The sequence below is a fragment of the Seohaeicola sp. genome (genome assembly GCF_048006315.1).
In the GTDB taxonomy this organism is placed as follows: Bacteria; Pseudomonadota; Alphaproteobacteria; order Rhodobacterales; family Rhodobacteraceae; genus Seohaeicola.
This window is the reverse complement of sequence record NZ_CP180350.1, coordinates 1,323,286-1,339,065: the sequence shown is the minus strand read 5'-3', so window position 1 is coordinate 1,339,065 and position 15,780 is coordinate 1,323,286. Positions and strand designations below refer to the sequence as shown.

Here is a 15,780-nt window from a genome sequence, read left to right as displayed (position 1 = left end):
TTGTCATTCCGTCACCAAATGATCAGATCGTCTGGTCGTAATCGCCCACGCTGGGTTCGGTCCGGATCACCGCGTCGATCTCGGCAAAGATGGCCCGCATCTCGGCTTCGCTTTCGGGGCTTTCGCAGACGACAACCAGGTTCGGCGTGTTCGACGAGGCCCGCACCAGACCCCAGCCGCCATTGTCCAGGATGACCCGCGCACCATTGACTGTGACCACCTGCGCGATCTTGCGCCCGGCCAGCGTCTCGCCCGCCGCATGCTTGGCCACCAGCTTGTCCACCAACCGCTCCAGCACCTGGTACTTCTCGGTATCGCTGCAATAGGGTGACATCGTCGGCGTTGCCCAAGTCTGCGGCAGGGCGCGGCGCAGGTCGGACATGGACATGTCGGGGTTGCGGTCCATCAGCTTGCAGACCTCGACGGCCACGCGCATCCCGCAGTCATAGCCGCGCCCGATGGGACCGGCCAGCAAGTAATGGCCCGACTTCTCGAACCCGGCCAGCGCGCCCAGCTCCTTGACGCGCCGCTTCATGTGGCTGTGTCCGGTCTTCCAGTAATCCGCCTTGACGCCGTTCTTCTGCAGTTCGGGATCGCTGGCGAACAGCCCCGTGGATTTCACATCCGCGACAAAGGTGCTGCCGGGATAGAGTTTCGACAGGTCGCGCGCCATGATGACACCCATCTTGTCGGCGAAAATCTCTTCACCCTCGTCATCGACCACGCCGCAGCGGTCGCCGTCTCCGTCAAACCCCAGCGCGAAATCCGCGCCCGAGGCTTTGACGCTGTCGGACATGTCATGCAGCATTTCCAGCGCTTCGGGGTTCGGGTTGTAATGCGGAAAGGTGTAGTCCAGCGTGTTGTGGCTGGGGATCACCTCGACCCCCAGGCGACGGAACAGCTCCGGCGCAAAGGCCGATGCCGTGCCATTGCCCGTGGCGCAGACCACCCGCAGCTTGCGCGTCATGCGGAAGTCACCCACCAGATCGTCCAGATAGGCCTCGCGCACACCTTCGACGAATTCATAGGCGCCGCCGGGGGCGGGCTGTCCTTCACCGTTCAGCACGATGTCGCGCAATTCCGCCATCTCGTCCGGGCCATGGGTCAGGGGGCGGTCAAAGCCCATCTTGACCCCGGTCCAGCCATTGGGATTGTGGCTGGCCGTCACCATCGCCACGGCTGGCACATCAAGGTGGAACTGTGCGAAATAGGCCATGGGTGACAGCGCAGGGCCAATATCCTTGACCGTGATTCCCGCCTGCATCAGGCCAAGGATCAGCGCGTTCTTGATCGACAGCGAATAGTCTCGATAGTCATTGCCCACCGCGATCACTGGGGCGATGCCGCGCCGGCGCATCTGGGTGCCCAGACCCAGACCCAGCGCCGTGATGCCGGGCAGGTTGATCTGGTCAGGGTATTTCCAGCGCGCGTCATATTCGCGAAAGCCGGTCGGCGTGATCATCGGATCACGCAGGAATTCCCAGGTGTTCGGTGTCACTGTGGGCGCAGGTTTGGTCACGGGGGCAATCTTTCTTGTCTGAAAAAAGTTCAAAGGCGGATCGGATCGGCCTTGGCCAGACGGTCAAAGGCCATCAGGCTGCCGATCAAAGCCTCCATACGGTCAAGCGGAATCATGTTCGGGCCGTCGGACGGGGCATTGTCCGGATCCTCATGGGTTTCGATGAAAACCGCGGCAATGCCAAGCGATACGGCGGCGCGTGCCATCACCGGGGCAAATTCCCGCTGGCCGCCGCTGGATCCGCCCTTGCCGCCGGGTTGCTGCACCGAATGGGTGGCGTCCATCACCACCGGATAGCCGGTCGCGGCCATCTGGGGCAGGGCGCGCATGTCGGTCACAAGCGTGTTGTAGCCGAAGGATGTGCCGCGTTCGGTCAAGAGGATGCGGCTATTGCCGGTGCTTTCGATCTTGGCGACCACGTTGGGCATGTCCCAGGGGGCAAGGAACTGACCCTTCTTGACGTTGATCACCGCGCCGGTCTGGCCCGCCGCCAGCAGAAGATCGGTCTGGCGGCACAGGAACGCCGGGATCTGCAGGACATCGCAGACTTCGGCCACGGGGGCGCATTGCGCCTCGGTATGCACATCCGTCAGCACGGGCAGGCCCAAGGTATCCTTGACCTGCTGCAGGACACGCAAGCCGTCTTCAAGGCCCAGCCCACGCTGTCCCGCGACAGAGGTGCGGTTTGCCTTGTCGAAGCTGGCCTTGAAGATGTATTGCGCGCCCGCCGCAGCGCAGATCGCCTGCATCCGCGTCGCGATCATCAGCGCGTGATCCGCGCTTTCCAGCTGGCAGGGTCCCGCGATGACAGTCAGGGGCGCGTCATTGCCGACGCTCAGAGAGCCGATTGAAACTGTCTTCATGTCAGCTGGACACCTGTTCGCGCAGGATCGAGGCGGTAAGTGAGATCATCAGGTAAATTCCCGAGAAGATAAGGAAGGCAAGGATCGTGTTCTCGAACGCGCGCGGATAGGTCGGCTCGTCCGGGGCCACGGGCCGCACGCTGGTCGTCAGGTATCGTACCTGGCGGTTCGCCTCAAGCTCGGTCTGCTTTTCGTTTTGCAACGCGGATTGCAGGAACAGGTCTGCCGTTGCCAGATCGGCCTGCGCCATCTGGATCTGCGCAGTCATGGCGGCCAGCGAACTTTGACCTTCGGTGGCGTCATTCAGGCGGCGGTTCTGCCTGTCCAGATCGTTGCGCAGCAACTGCACCTCTGACCGCAGGGCATCGACGCGGGCCGCGTTGGGCCGTGCGTTGGTCAGCTGCGAATTCAGCGCCAGTTCCTTTTCCTGAAGCTGCAGTTCGACCGCGTTGATCAGCGCCCGGATGCTGGCAATCTCGCCCTGCGGATCCAGGATCGACCCTTCCTGCAGGGCAACCAGCCGTTCCTGCGCCTCGCGTCGGTCAGTCTTGGCGATTTCAAGGCTGGCCCTTGCATCGCGCATCTGGTCCTCGCGCTTGCGGCGTGACAGCTCGTCCACCCGATCCTCGGCATACTGGATCAGGTGCGACGAGAATTCCGCGCTGATCTGCGGATCCGCGGCGATCACTTCCATGCGGATCACGCCCTCGGTAGGGTCGTATCCGATCTTCACGTTCTTCTTGTAGACCTTGTAGGCGGCCTCATCCGTGGCATCCGCCTCGAGGCGCTGTATCGGGTCGATCCACTCCTGCTTGAAATGGGCCTTGAAACCCATGTCCTCGTTCAGGCGCAGCATCGCATCGCGCGACTGCATGTAGGATTGCACCGCGATACTGTCCTGGTTCGTGGCGAATTGCGTACCGCTGAGCAGTCCGCCCAACCCCGAACCACCCTGCGCATCCGCCTGAAGGATCAGGAATTCCGACTTGGTGGCGTACATCGGCGTGGCATGGACGAAATAATACCATCCGGCCAGGAAGGTCGGCAGAAAGACGAAGGCGCTCAGCCGTGTCAGCAGCAGGACCAGCTTGCGCCGCCGCCGACGGGCGATGTCACGCTGGATGTCCATGATGTCGCGGGCCCGACGCTCGGCCGGGCTGGTCTCGGTCGAGGGCAGATAGGGGTTGCCCGAGGGCATGGTCTGCGGCAGCTGGACCCGCCCGATCGGGGTGCCCCCGGCAGGGGCGACCGGCGCGGTGTCGCGCTGATGCGCCGGGGCCGCTGTGTCATCCTCGTCCTCGTCTTCGCGGGGCATGACCAGGTCAAGCATGGTGCTGCGCTGGAACGGGTCGATCCCTTCGGCACGCAGCAGGCGCACCGCGTCGAAATCAGAGGTGGGCGCAAGACCGTGTTTCTGTGCCACCCTGCGCGCCATGCGCAATTGCCGCCCCGTCAGACCCTCGCGGCGAATGGCGTCGATCTCGGGACCGGCTTCGGCATGCGGCGAGGTCGTGATCAGTTCAGAGAAATCGGGACCGGAATCATCCGGGATCGGCGCCTGCCCCTGCAATTCGGCGCGGGCCGCGGCGCGGCGGCGTTCGATATGATCGGCCAGATCCTCGGTCCGGCCGGATGCGTCCGATTGCAAGGCGGACAATCCGGCAGGCTGCGGGATCAGCGGGCGCGCATTGGCGGCACGGGCCAGCCCCTGGGCCTGGCTGGTGTCGGCCTCGGGCGCGACAAGGCTGCGACGAATGCGGAATTTCCTAGCCTTGGGTTTCGTAATCATACAGCTCTTTCGCTTCTTCCAAGGTGTCAAACATGTGCAGCTTGCCATCCATCAGCACTGCGGCAGATCGGGCAAATTTTTCAAGAACTTGCGGCTGGTGCGAGACGATGATCACCGTCGTGGTGCGCAGCCTTTCACGCAGGACATCGCCGGCCTTGCGGTTGAACTCGGCATCGGTCGAGGACGGCATCCCCTCGTCGATCAGGTAGATGTCGAAATCCAGCGCCAGCATCAGCGCGAACGAGAACCGCGCCCGCATCCCCGAGGAATAGGTGCCCAGCGGTTGTTCGAAATATTCGCCCAGATTGCAGAGCCAGCGGCAGAAGGCTTCGACATAATCGGGGTCCAGGCCGTAAAGGCGCGCGATGTAGCGGCTGTTTTCCACCGCCGACACCCGCGACACGACACCGCCCATGAAGCCCAGCGGAAAACTGATGCGCGCCTCGCGGCGGATCACCCCTTCATCGGGCTTTTCCAGCCCCGCCATCATGTTGATCAGAGTGGTCTTGCCGGTGCCGTTGGGTGCCAGAATGCCCAGCGAATTGCCCAGTTCCACGCGGAAACTGACACGATCAAGGATCACCTTGCGTTGTGTGCCCGTCCAGAAGGACTTGCTGACATTCTCGAATTCGAGCATCAAACGCTCCGGTCTGCTCCTGCCCACCCTCTTAACGGGGTTATGTTAACTCCCACTTATCAACGGCTCCGGGCATCTGTCGAGCCATTGGCTGAAAATCACACACTTTCGAGGCCACATTATGGCTTTCGTGCGCGACTATACCTTAACTCGTGAAAATTCACCAAGCCGAAGTTGCCTGTCAGGTTTGCCGGTATGGACCTGTCCGAGCCGAATGCTAGACTGCGTCCTATGACCGATCTGCCTTGCGATCTTGCCCGCGACATCGCGGCCTGCACCCTGTGCCATGCGCGTTTTGCCGCAACGGCGACTGCCCATGCACCGCGTCCGGTCGTGTGGTTTCGTCCGGGCGCGCGACTGCTGATCGCCGGGCAGGCGCCGGGGATGCGGGTGCATCTGTCGGGGCGGCCCTTCGATGACCCTTCGGGCGACCGTTTGCGCGACTGGTTGGGACTGTCGCGGGATGAATTCTACGACAGGGACAGGGTCGCGATCGTGCCGATGGCCTTCTGCTTTCCGGGCTATGACGCCAAGGGGGCGGACCTGCCGCCACCGCCCGTCTGCGCGCGGACATGGCACGGGCAGGTCATGGACCGGCTGGGGCGGATCGGGTTGCGCATCCTGGTGGGGGGGCATGCGCATCGCTGGCACCTGGGCAGCCGCGCGCCGGTGACGCAAACGGTGGCGGATTGGCGCGCCCGTGCCCCCGGGGTTTTCCCCTTGCCTCACCCGTCCTGGCGCAATACCGCTTGGCTTCGCAAAAATCCGTGGTTCGCGGCCGAGGTTCTGCCCGCGCTGCGCGCCGCTGTCCGGAGAGTGATGGATGACCGACCTGACCCCGCTTGATGCCGCCCATGCCGCGATGGAGGCCGCGCCCGATGATGATGCCGCGCGCCTGCGTTTTTATGAACGCCTGGCCGATTGCGAGCTGTTTCTGCTGCTGACCGAGGAAGCACAGGGCGACAACATCACCCCCGAGGTTTTCGATCTGGGGGATGCAAGTTTCGTGCTGGTCTTCGACCGTGATGACCGGCTCGCGCAATTCGTGGGCAAGCCCGCGCCCTATGCGGCGCTGTCGGGACGTGTCATCGCGGGGCTTCTGGCCGAGCAGGGCATCGGCATGGGTGTGAACCTTGATGTGGCGCCATCCTCGATCCTGATCCCGCCGCAGGCGGTCACATGGCTGGCGGGCACCCTGGGCAACGCACCCGCCGAGGCCGAGGCGCGGATCGAAGGCTTGGCCCCGCCGCGCGGCTTGCCCGAACTGTTGCTGACGGCGCTGGATGCCAAGCTGGCCAGCGCCGCCGGCCTGGCCGAGGCGGCCTATCTTTTGGGCGTGACCTATGAGGGGGGTGGCAAGGGGCACATGCTGGCCTTTGTCGATGCCGCACCCGGTGCGCAAGGAGCCCTGGCCAAAGCCGTGGCCGAGGCGCTGACATTCTCGGGGATCGAGGCGGGCGCGCTGGATGTGGCGTTCTTCCGCGCGGCCGAACCGATGGCGTCACGTCTGGCCCAGCATGGCCTGCGCTTCGATCTGCCTCAGCCGGTCGAAGCGGTGCAGGAGGTCCTGCGCATGGCACCGGGATCGGATCCGGCACGCCCGCCCAAGCTGCGCTAAGGTCAGGGCCGGATCAATAGCCCAGCTTGCGATCCACCAGATGGACGAAAGGCTCGCCCGCTTCGCCGCGCCGCACGTTTTCCGCGATCACGCGCGAAGCCGAGGCGGGGCGCGTCTCGGAGGCGAGATGGGGCGTGACCGTCACCGAGGGATGCGCCCAGAACGGGTGATCGCCGGGCAGGGGTTCCACGCGGAACACGTCCAGCGTGGCATGGCCGATCTGGCCGCTGTCCAGCGCCGCCAGCAGCGCATCGTCGTCGATCAGCGCGCCGCGTCCGGGGTTCAGGATCACCGCGCCGTGCGGCATCTGCGCCAGACGGTCCGCGTTCAACAGGTTCTGGGTCGCCGCCGTCAGCGGCAGCAGCAGCACCGCGATTTCGGCGGTGGACAGTGCCTGCGCCAAACCGGCATCGCCATGTAGGCAGCGCACGCCTTCCACGTCATGCGCACTCCGGCTCCAGCCGGTCACGTCAAAGCCCAGACCCGCCAGCGCCCTTGCGCAGGCCGATCCCAGCGCACCCATGCCTAGGATCGTCACCGGACGATCTTCGGCCAATGGGGGAACATGCTTGTCCCAGCGGCCCTGCAGCCCGTGGATATGCGCATCCATCCCCAGATGATGACGCAGCACATGGCCCGTGACCCATTCCAGCATGCCCTGCGTCAGCCCATGATCGACCATCCGCGCCAGCGGCTGGGTCAATGTGGTGTTGCCGACCACGTTCTCGACCCCGGCCCAAAGGTTCAGGACGGCCTTGCAGCGGGTATAGGGCGTGAAATCCTGCACCGTGCTGTCGGGCGCATAGACGATGTAATCCACCTCGGCGGGCGCAAAGTCGCGCCGCAGGTCGGCGGACACACCTGCCTCATGCAGTGCGGTCTTCAGCGGCGTTTCATAGGCGGCCCAGCTGGCAGGCTTGGCGGCGAAAAGGATGTTCACGGTCATGCGGTCTTACCTTGGTTTGTGGATATGGGCGCTTTGGACCAGCCCGAAGGCGGCCATCAGCACCAGCATCGCCGATCCGCCGTAGCTGACCAGCGGCAAGGGCACGCCGACGACGGGCGCAAGGCCCATGACCATCGACATGTTCACGGCGAAATAGAGAAAGAAGGTCAGCGCGACGCCCAATGTCAGCAACGAGGCGAAACGGTCCTTGTTCGACAGGGCGCTGGCGACGCAGAAAACGATGATCAGCGCATAAAGCCCCAGCAACGAGATCCCGCCGATGAAGCCGAATTCCTCGGCCAGTGTGGTGAAGATGAAATCGGTGTGTTTCTCGGGCAGGAAGTTCAGACGGCTTTGCGTACCCTGCATGAAGCCGCGGCCCGTCCAGCCGCCCGAACCCAGCGCGATCTTGGCCTGCGTGATGTGATAGCCCGCGTTCAACGGGTCCTGCGCCGGGTCCAGGAAGGTGTCGATCCGGCGATACTGATAATCCTTGAGCAATTGCCAAGATGTGCCGCGTGATTGGAACACCGCCACCACAAGCCCCACACCCGAGGCGATGACAGCCGCAAAATACCCCCAATGCACCCCGGCCACGAACATCAGCCCGCCACCGCCGAACACCAGCAGCAGGGCCGTGCCCAGATCGGGCTGTGTCAGCACCAGAAAAGTCGGCAGCATGATCAGGAACAGCGGCACCGCAACCCAGAACGGATGCGAGACCTTCTTCATCGGCAACCAGTCGTAATAGGCGGCCAGGAACATCACCAGCGTGACCTTGGCCAGTTCCGATGGTTGCAGCCGCATGAACCCCAGGTCGATCCAGCGTTGCGCACCCATGCCGGTGACGCCGAAGAATTCGACCATCAGCAAAAGCGCCAGGGACACCAGATAGGCAACGGCCGCCATGTTGCGCCAGAACCAGATCGGCACAAGCGCCACGATGAACATGGCCACAAGACCCAGCGCGAAACGCTTCATCTGCGGCTCGACCCAGGGGCTGAACGATCCGCCCGCCACGGAATAGAGCATCAGGAAACCGACACTGGCCACGGCGATCAGCAGCAGCAGCAACGGCCAGTTGAGATAGAGCACCTTGCGGATGCCCGAGGGTACCGTCTTGACGGTATACTCAAGATAACTCATGCGCGATCCTGTCCGGGCCGTGTGGCCGGCGCGCGCTCGCGGCGCAGCCTTTCCTGCAAGGCCTGGATGCGGGAACGGTCCCCCTCGGGATAGGCGTCAAGCGGCGGGTCGCCCCTGTAGAGCGCCTGCAGCGTGATGTCGCGCGCCACGGGCGCCGCAACCGCCGAGCCGCCGCCGCCATGTTCCACGACCACCGCCACGGCGATGCGCGGATCATCGTAGGGCGCATAGTTCACGAACAGCGCGTGATCGCGCCGTTCCCAGGGCAGGTCCTCGTTGCGGATCACGCCCCGCGCCCGTTCGGCGGCGGTGATGTTACGGACCTGGCTGGTGCCGGTCTTGCCCGCCATGCGATAGCCGTCCGTGATGATCCGGCTGCCATAGGCCGTGCCGCGTCGGTTGTTCGTGGCCTCGAACATCGCGCGACGGATCGCGCGCATGTGGTTCTCGTTGAAGCCCAGCGGTTCCGCCGGGACGATGGGCTGCTCGATCCCGTCGATGCTGCGGATCAGGCGCGGCTCTACCTTGCGGCCCACGGCCAGCCGCGCCGTCATCACCGCCAGGTGCAGCGGCGAGGTCAGCACGAAGCCCTGTCCGATCGAGGCGTTGACCGTATCGCCCACCACCCAGTCCTGGCCCACGTTCTCGCGTTTCCAGTCGCGGGTCGGGGCGCGGCCCCGCGCCACCGCCGACATCGGCAGATCGAAGCGCACGCCGATGCCCAGCTTTTCGGCCATGGCCGACATTGCGTCGATACCCACTTTCAGCGCCAGATCGTAGTAATAGACGTCGCAGCTTTCGCGCAGCGCGGTTTCAAGGTTCATGTGGCCGTGACCTGCGCGTTTCCAGCAGTGAAAGCGCCGCCCGGATACTTCCATGTGACCCGGACACCACACGGTTTCCTCGGGTGTGACCACGCCGGCATCCAGTGCCGCAAGCACCGTCACCATCTTGTAGGTGGACCCCGGCGGGTAAAGTCCCTGCACCGTCTTGTTGGCCAGCGGGCGATAGGTGTTCTCGGTCAGGGTCGCGTAATCCGCCACCGAAATGCCGCGCACGAAAAGGTTGGGTTCGAAACTGGGGGCCGAGGCGATGGACAGAAGGTCGCCCGTCTGGCAATCCATCACGACGGCGGCGGCACTTTCCCCCGCAAGCCGGGCCTGGACATAGGACTGCAAGGCATTGTCCACGGTCAGCTGGATATTCGCGCCGGCCTTGCCCTCCTGGCGGTCCAGTTCGCGCATCACGCGGCCTGCGGCATTCACCTCGACCCGTTTGGTGCCGGCCTTGCCGCGCAGCACGTCTTCCATGCGCGATTCAAGCCCGACCTTGCCGATCTGGAAGCGCGGGATACGCAGCAGATGGTCGGGGTTCTCGATCCGCTCCAGGTCGTAATCGCTGATCGGACCGACATAGCCCACCACATGCGCGAAATCCGGCCCCATCGGATAGGCGCGCGACAACCCGACCTCGGGCGTGACGCCGGGCAGGGCAGGGGCGTTGATCGCGACCTTCGAGATATCTTCCCAGCTGACACGGTCGGCCACCGTGACCTGCGTGTCGCCGCGGCTGTCGCGCATTTCCTTGAGGGCGCGCGCCTGGTCTTCCTCTGACAGGTCGATCAGCGCCGCCAGACGCCGCATGACAAGATCGATGTCGCCGGCATCCTCGCGCACCATGACGATCCGGTAGCTGGGCTGGTTTTCGGCGATCATCGCGCCGTTGCGGTCGAAAATCTGCCCGCGGGCCGGCGCGATCAGGCGGATGCTGATCCGGTTCTCTTCGGCCAGAACGCGGAACTGATCGGCCTGTTCGACCTGCATGTAACGCATCCTGAGGCCGAGGATTCCCATGAAGGCCAACTGTGCCCCACCCAGGATCAGGCCGCGCCGGGTGATCCGGCGCGAGGAATCGGCGCTGTCCTTCGGGTTGCGTCTCATATCCGTTGCCCCAGCCTGTCCAGGTCCCCCGGTGCCGCCTTGCGCACCCCGAAGACCCATTGTGACAGCATGACCACGACCGGATAGCAGATCAAGGTCATCAGCACATGGATGATCGTCAGCCCCAAAGGCGCTTGCGGCACCATCAGGATGGCCAGAACCAGCCGGTTTGCCACGGATATTGCAAGAAACACGCCCGCTACGGCCAGCCATTCCATCACGAAGGGTTGATCGCGCAGATTGCGCGCCCGGTTCCGCAGGGCCTGGGTGCCAAGCACCATCAGGGCTGCCCACAATCCCGGCGGGCGCAGGAACAGAAGATCGGCCAGAAGCACCACAAGGCCGATCGACAGGGCCGGGACGAACTCGGGGCGGCGCAGCGCCCAGGCAAAGGTGAAGGCCACCAGAAGATCGGGACCCGCCCAGGCCTGCGGGCTGAAATCCAGCGGCATGAGCTGCGCGAAGATCAGCACCAGCGCAAGAGCAAGGTACATCATGCGCATGCCCCAGACGCGGGTCGTGCTGCCCTCAGCCATTGCTGCCCTCCGTTTCGGACAGGATCGCCCCGTCTTCGGGCAGGGGGGACGGGGCCAGGCGCTGGTCCTGCGGGGCCACCAGCGCACCGGGATCGCGGATCACTTCGGTGCCGGGGTTGCGCAGCACGCGCAGGAATTCAAGCCGCTCATAGTCGGCGGCAAGGATCACGCGCAGCCGCCCGCCGGGATCGGCGGCGACCTGACCGATCAGCAGGCCGGCCGGAAACACGCCGCCGTCACCCGAAGACACGACCCTGTCGCCGGGGCGCACGAGGTCAGGATCCTCGAGGAACGAGATCGGCGGAGCGGCCGTATTGTCGCCCTGCACGATCGCGGTCTGTCCCGAAGGCTGGATCGTGGCGGGGATACGGCTGGCCGGATCGGTCAGCAGGATCACCCGCGCCGTGTCGCGCCCCACGCCCCAGATGCGCCCCACAAGGCCGATGCCGTCCATCGTGGCCCAGCCATCGACGATCCCGTCGCGCGCGCCCACGTTCAGCAGCACGGACTGCCGGAAGGGCGAGCCGCTGTCGGCCAGAACCACACCGGTGACAAAGGTCAGGCGCGGGTCCAGCCGCACCTTGTTGAGGTCCAGAAGGCGGGCGTTTTCCTGTTCCAGCTGAAGTGCGGCTTCTTTCCAGGCCTTCATCTTCTGCAATTCGTTTCGCAGATCCTGGTTCTGCTGGACGATCCGCTGATAGCTCTGGAAATCCCGCACAAGGTTCACCGAGGCCGTGACCGGCGCCATGGCCCAGTCGAAGCTGGGCACGACCCTGTCCACCACCGCCGCGCGAAAGCGTTCGACGCGCGGACTGTCGATCCGCCACAGCAGGAACAGACCGATCAGGCACAGGACCAATACCCCCACAAGCAAGCGCTTGAGGGGGGCAAGATAGTCATCGGCCTGCGATTTGTCCTTTGCCACGTTGGACCCCTGGTGTCAGAGGGTGAAAGGATCAGCTGTCGTAATCGATCGCGTGACGCAGCTGCTTCTCGTATTCCAGTGCCTTGCCGGTCCCCAGGGCCACGCAGTTCAGCGACTCGTCCGCGATGGACACGGCAAGCCCCGTCTGCTCGCGCAGCGCCAGGTCCAGATCGCCCAGCAGCGCACCACCACCCGTCAGCATGACGCCACGATCCACGATATCGGCGGCCAGATCCGGCGGGGTGGCCTCAAGCGCGGTCATCACCGCCTCGCAGATCTGCTGCACCGGTTCGCTGAGGGCCTCGGCCACCTGCGCCTGGCTGATCTCGGTTTCCTTCGGCACGCCGTTCAGAAGGTCGCGGCCACGGATCATCATCGAGGTGCCGCGCCCGTCATCGGGCATCCGCGCGGTGCCGATCGAGGTCTTGATGCGTTCCGCCGTCGCCTCGCCGACCAGCAGGTTGTGCTGGCGCCGCAGGTAGTTGATGATCGCCTCGTCCATGCGGTCGCCACCGACCCGGACGGAACGGGCATAGACGATGTCGCCCAGCGACAGCACCGCAACCTCGGTCGTGCCGCCGCCGATATCGACAACCATGTTCCCCGTGGGATCGGTGATCGGCATGCCCGCACCGATCGCGGCGGCAATCGGTTCGGCGATCAGGCCCGCGCGGCGCGCACCCGCCGACAGCACCGACTGGCGGATCGCGCGTTTCTCGACCGGGGTCGCACCATGGGGCACGCAGACGATGATCTTGGGTTTTGAAAAGGTCGACCGCTTCAGGACCTTGCGGATGAAATGCTTGATCATCTCTTCGGCCGTGTCGAAATCGGCGATCACACCATCGCGCATCGGGCGGATCGCCTCGATGCTGCCGGGGGTGCGGCCCAGCATCAGCTTGGCGTCTTCGCCCACGGCCAGAACCTTCTTTACACCGTCCTTCACGTGATAGGCCACAACGGACGGTTCGCTCAGCACGATGCCCTTGCCCTTGACGTAGACCAGGGTATTGGCCGTGCCGAGGTCGATCGCCATGTCCGAGGCAAAAATACTGGGCATCTTATCGAAAATTGACATTGCGTCAGTCCATTGTTGAAATTGTGCAAGCTGGCCGCGACTCTGCCACGGCGGGCCACTTGTCCTTATAGGGCCAGGGTGGCCCCAGCGAAAGACCCCGCTTGATTCTTCATCAGCGCACTTTCGCCACCCCGGCCGATGGGCTATGCAGCGCGGATGCTGTCCTACCAACATATCTACCACGCGGGTAATCCGGCGGATGTTCACAAACATGCGCTGCTCTGCCGCATGCTGACCTACCTGACGGCCAAGGACAAACCCCTGAGCTATCTTGAAACCCATGCGGGGCGCGCGCTCTATCTGCTGGACGCGCCCGAGGCGCTGAAGACCGGAGAGGCGGCGGCGGGGATCGGCACGGTTCTGCGCGCGGGTGGAATGCCGGCCGATCACCCCTACCTTGCGGCCCTGGCGCAGGTGCGGGCCACCCATGGTGCGAATGCCTATGCCGGATCACCGCTGCTGGCGGCGCAGATCCTGCGCCCATCGGACCGGATGCACCTGGCCGAATTGCATCCGCAGGAACATGCAGCCCTTGAATTCGCCATGTCGCCCTATGGCGCGCGCATCCACCGGCAGGACGGGTTTGCCATGGCCCAGGCCCTTTGCCCGCCCGAGCCGCGGCGCGGGCTTTTGCTGATCGACCCCAGCTACGAGGTCAAGGCCGACTACGACAGGATACCGGACCAGATCGCCAAGCTGCATCGCAAATGGAATGTGGGTATCATCTGCCTGTGGTATCCGATCCTGACCGGCGGCGCCCATGGCCCGATGCTTGCGGCACTGGAGGCACAGGGCCTGCCGGGCGCGCTGCGTCACGAGGTGCGTTTCCCGCCCGTGCGGCCCGGTCACCGGATGGTGGGATCGGGCATGTTCATCCTGAACGCACCATGGGGGACCGAGGCGGAAGCGCAACGCCTGAGCGCGATGTTCGCCAGGCGCTGAGGCCGGGCAGGTGCCGAGGCCGGGCAGGGGGCTGTCTGCCCCCGTCCCTGCGGGACTCCCCCGAGGATATTTTCGGCAAGAAGAAGCCCTGGGTGAAAAAGACCCGCCGCTTGGTGGCGGCGGGTCCAGCACTGCGTGTCAGATCGTTTTGATCAGCTCACATCCTTGTAGTTGATCTCGCGCCGGTCGGCGCCGGGGCCGGTCTTTTCGCGGCGCACCAGCAGACGGTTGAGCGCGTTCACATAGGCCCGCGCCGAAGCGACGACAGTGTCGGTATCGGCGGACTGGCCGGTGGCGATGATGCCATCCTCTTCCAGCCTGACGCTGACCGTGGCCTGTGCATCCGTGCCCTCGGTCACCGCGTTCACCTGATAAAGCTGCAGCCGCGCCTTGTTGGGGTGCAGTGCACGCACCGCCTTGAAGGTCGCATCGACCGGGCCGTCGCCGTGTTCGGTGGCGATGGCGTCCTTGCCGTCGATCTCCATCTCCAGCGTGGCCTCGGCCGGTCCGCCCGTGCCGCAGATCACCTTGAGCGACACGATCTGCAGCCGGTCATTGCCCGCATCCGCCGTGGCCGACACCAGCGCCACGATATCCTCGTCATAGACTTCCTTCTTGCGGTCGGCCAATTCCTTGAACCGCACGAAGATATCCTTGAGCTGGTTGTCGCCGACCTCGTGACCCAACTGGCGCAGCTTGTCACGCAGCGCGGCGCGGCCCGAATGCTTGCCCATCACAAGGTTCGATGCACTCAACCCGATATCCTCGGGGCGCATGATCTCGAAGGTCTCGGCGTTCTTCAGCATCCCGTCCTGATGGATGCCGGACTCGTGCGCAAAGGCGTTCTTGCCCACGATCGCCTTGTTGAACTGCACCGCGAAACCCGACACCGAGGCGACCCGGCGCGAGATGTTCATGATCTTGGTCGTATCCACGCGGGTGCGGTAAGGCATGATGTCATTGCGCACCTTCAGCGCCATCACCACCTCTTCCAGCGCGGTATTGCCCGCGCGCTCGCCCAGACCGTTGATCGTGCACTCGATCTGCCGTGCCCCCGCCTCGACGGCGGCCAAGGCATTCGCCGTCGCCATGCCCAGATCGTTATGGCAATGCGTGGCAAAGATCACCGTGTCGGCGCCCGGCACCTTTTCCCTGATCATGCGGATCAGGTCGGCGCTTTCACGCGGCGCGGTATAGCCCACGGTATCGGGAATGTTGATCGTCGTCGCACCCGCCTTGATCGCGATCTCGATCACCCGGCAAAGGTAGTCATGTTCGGTGCGCGTGGCATCCATCGGCGACCACTGCACGTTGTCGCAGAGGTTGCGCGCATGGCTGACGGTCTGGTGAATGCGCTCGGCCATTTCATCCTGCGTCAGGTTCGGAATGGCACGGTGCAGCGGCGAGGTGCCGATGAACGTATGGATGCGCGGGCGCGCGCTGTGTTTCACCGCCTCCCAGCAGCGGTCGATATCGGCCAGGTTGGCCCGCGCCAGGCCGCAGATCACCGCCTCTTTCGAGCGTTCGGCAATTTCCTTGACGGCGCGGAAGTCGCCTTCGGACGCGATGGGAAAGCCTGCCTCGATGATGTCGACGCCCATGTCATCCAGAAGTTCGGCGATTTCCAGCTTCTCGGAATGGGTCATGGTGGCGCCGGGGCTTTGCTCGCCGTCGCGCAAGGTCGTATCGAAGATCAAGACGCGGTCTTGTGCGGATTTGTCGGTCATGTCGGGTCTCTTTTCATGTCTGCTGATGGGCTTGGCGCGGGATGCACATCCTCTGAGCGGTCGCGCCGGGCCGGCACGCTCAGAGGCGGCTTAGCGACAGCAGAAGGGCAGCAG

The 15,780-nt window shown here is 64.4% G+C and carries 14 protein-coding genes; 3 read left to right on the top strand and 11 right to left on the bottom strand.

Annotated features, from left to right (window positions below):
• Window positions 1-22 precede the first annotated feature (22 nt).
• From ACMUJL_RS06785 to ACMUJL_RS06770, 4 genes are read right to left on the bottom strand one after another with little or no spacing between them, the layout of a single operon-like run.
• Window positions 23-1,519: a phosphomannomutase/phosphoglucomutase gene (locus ACMUJL_RS06785; RefSeq protein ID WP_375569456.1), complete on the bottom strand. Its 1,497-nt coding sequence runs from the start codon at window positions 1,517-1,519 to the stop codon at window positions 23-25.
• Between the two features lie 29 nt (window positions 1,520-1,548).
• Window positions 1,549-2,382, bottom strand: coding sequence for a 3-deoxy-8-phosphooctulonate synthase (gene kdsA / locus ACMUJL_RS06780; RefSeq protein WP_068287532.1), 834 nt, complete (start codon window positions 2,380-2,382; stop codon window positions 1,549-1,551).
• 1 nt (window position 2,383) lies between these two features.
• Window positions 2,384-4,171 (bottom strand): capsule biosynthesis protein, encoded by a 1,788-nt coding sequence (locus ACMUJL_RS06775; RefSeq protein WP_375569458.1) that lies wholly within the window; start codon window positions 4,169-4,171, stop codon window positions 2,384-2,386.
• Window positions 4,149-4,808 carry an ABC transporter ATP-binding protein gene (locus ACMUJL_RS06770; protein WP_068287534.1) on the bottom strand — a complete coding sequence of 220 codons (660 nt, stop codon included), beginning with the start codon at window positions 4,806-4,808 and terminating at the stop codon, window positions 4,149-4,151. Before ACMUJL_RS06770 ends, ACMUJL_RS06775 begins: the two co-directional genes overlap by 23 nt.
• Before the next feature lie 231 nt (window positions 4,809-5,039).
• On the opposite strand from ACMUJL_RS06770, the gene ACMUJL_RS06765 reads away from it, so the two are divergent.
• Window positions 5,040-5,654: a uracil-DNA glycosylase family protein gene (locus ACMUJL_RS06765; RefSeq protein ID WP_375569460.1), complete on the top strand. Its 615-nt coding sequence runs from the start codon at window positions 5,040-5,042 to the stop codon at window positions 5,652-5,654.
• On the top strand, window positions 5,632-6,426 hold the full coding sequence (locus ACMUJL_RS06760; protein WP_375569462.1) for an SseB family protein: 795 nt from the start codon (window positions 5,632-5,634) through the stop codon (window positions 6,424-6,426). Before ACMUJL_RS06765 ends, ACMUJL_RS06760 begins: the two co-directional genes overlap by 23 nt.
• A 13-nt stretch (window positions 6,427-6,439) precedes the next feature.
• On the opposite strand, the gene ACMUJL_RS06755 is transcribed toward ACMUJL_RS06760, so the two are convergent.
• From ACMUJL_RS06755 to ACMUJL_RS06730, 6 genes are read right to left on the bottom strand one after another with little or no spacing between them, the layout of a single operon-like run.
• A complete protein-coding gene (locus ACMUJL_RS06755) occupies window positions 6,440-7,372 on the bottom strand; it encodes a 2-hydroxyacid dehydrogenase (RefSeq protein ID WP_375569464.1) in 933 nt (310 codons plus the stop codon).
• Between the two features lie 6 nt (window positions 7,373-7,378).
• On the bottom strand, window positions 7,379-8,518 hold the full coding sequence (rodA, locus tag ACMUJL_RS06750) for a rod shape-determining protein RodA (protein WP_068287543.1): 1,140 nt from the start codon (window positions 8,516-8,518) through the stop codon (window positions 7,379-7,381).
• Entirely contained in the window at window positions 8,515-10,458 is a 1,944-nt protein-coding gene (mrdA, locus tag ACMUJL_RS06745; protein WP_375569466.1) for a penicillin-binding protein 2, read from the bottom strand. Before mrdA ends, rodA begins: the two co-directional genes overlap by 4 nt.
• On the bottom strand, window positions 10,455-10,994 hold the full coding sequence (locus ACMUJL_RS06740; protein WP_068287548.1) for a rod shape-determining protein MreD: 540 nt from the start codon (window positions 10,992-10,994) through the stop codon (window positions 10,455-10,457). Before ACMUJL_RS06740 ends, mrdA begins: the two co-directional genes overlap by 4 nt.
• Window positions 10,987-11,919, bottom strand: coding sequence for a rod shape-determining protein MreC (gene mreC / locus ACMUJL_RS06735; RefSeq protein WP_068287551.1), 933 nt, complete (start codon window positions 11,917-11,919; stop codon window positions 10,987-10,989). Before mreC ends, ACMUJL_RS06740 begins: the two co-directional genes overlap by 8 nt.
• Window positions 11,920-11,950: 31 nt before the next feature.
• On the bottom strand, window positions 11,951-12,997 hold the full coding sequence (locus ACMUJL_RS06730) for a rod shape-determining protein (protein WP_068287553.1): 1,047 nt from the start codon (window positions 12,995-12,997) through the stop codon (window positions 11,951-11,953).
• A 156-nt stretch (window positions 12,998-13,153) separates the two neighbouring features.
• On the opposite strand from ACMUJL_RS06730, the gene ACMUJL_RS06725 reads away from it, so the two are divergent.
• The gene (locus ACMUJL_RS06725; protein WP_375573990.1) at window positions 13,154-13,939 is read left to right on the top strand and encodes a 23S rRNA (adenine(2030)-N(6))-methyltransferase RlmJ; all 786 of its coding nucleotides are present in this window, start codon (window positions 13,154-13,156) and stop codon (window positions 13,937-13,939) included.
• Window positions 13,940-14,091: 152 nt separating this feature from the next.
• On the opposite strand, the gene ACMUJL_RS06720 is transcribed toward ACMUJL_RS06725, so the two are convergent.
• Entirely contained in the window at window positions 14,092-15,666 is a 1,575-nt protein-coding gene (locus ACMUJL_RS06720; protein ID WP_375569469.1) for a 2-isopropylmalate synthase, read from the bottom strand.
• Window positions 15,667-15,780: the final 114 nt, after the last annotated feature.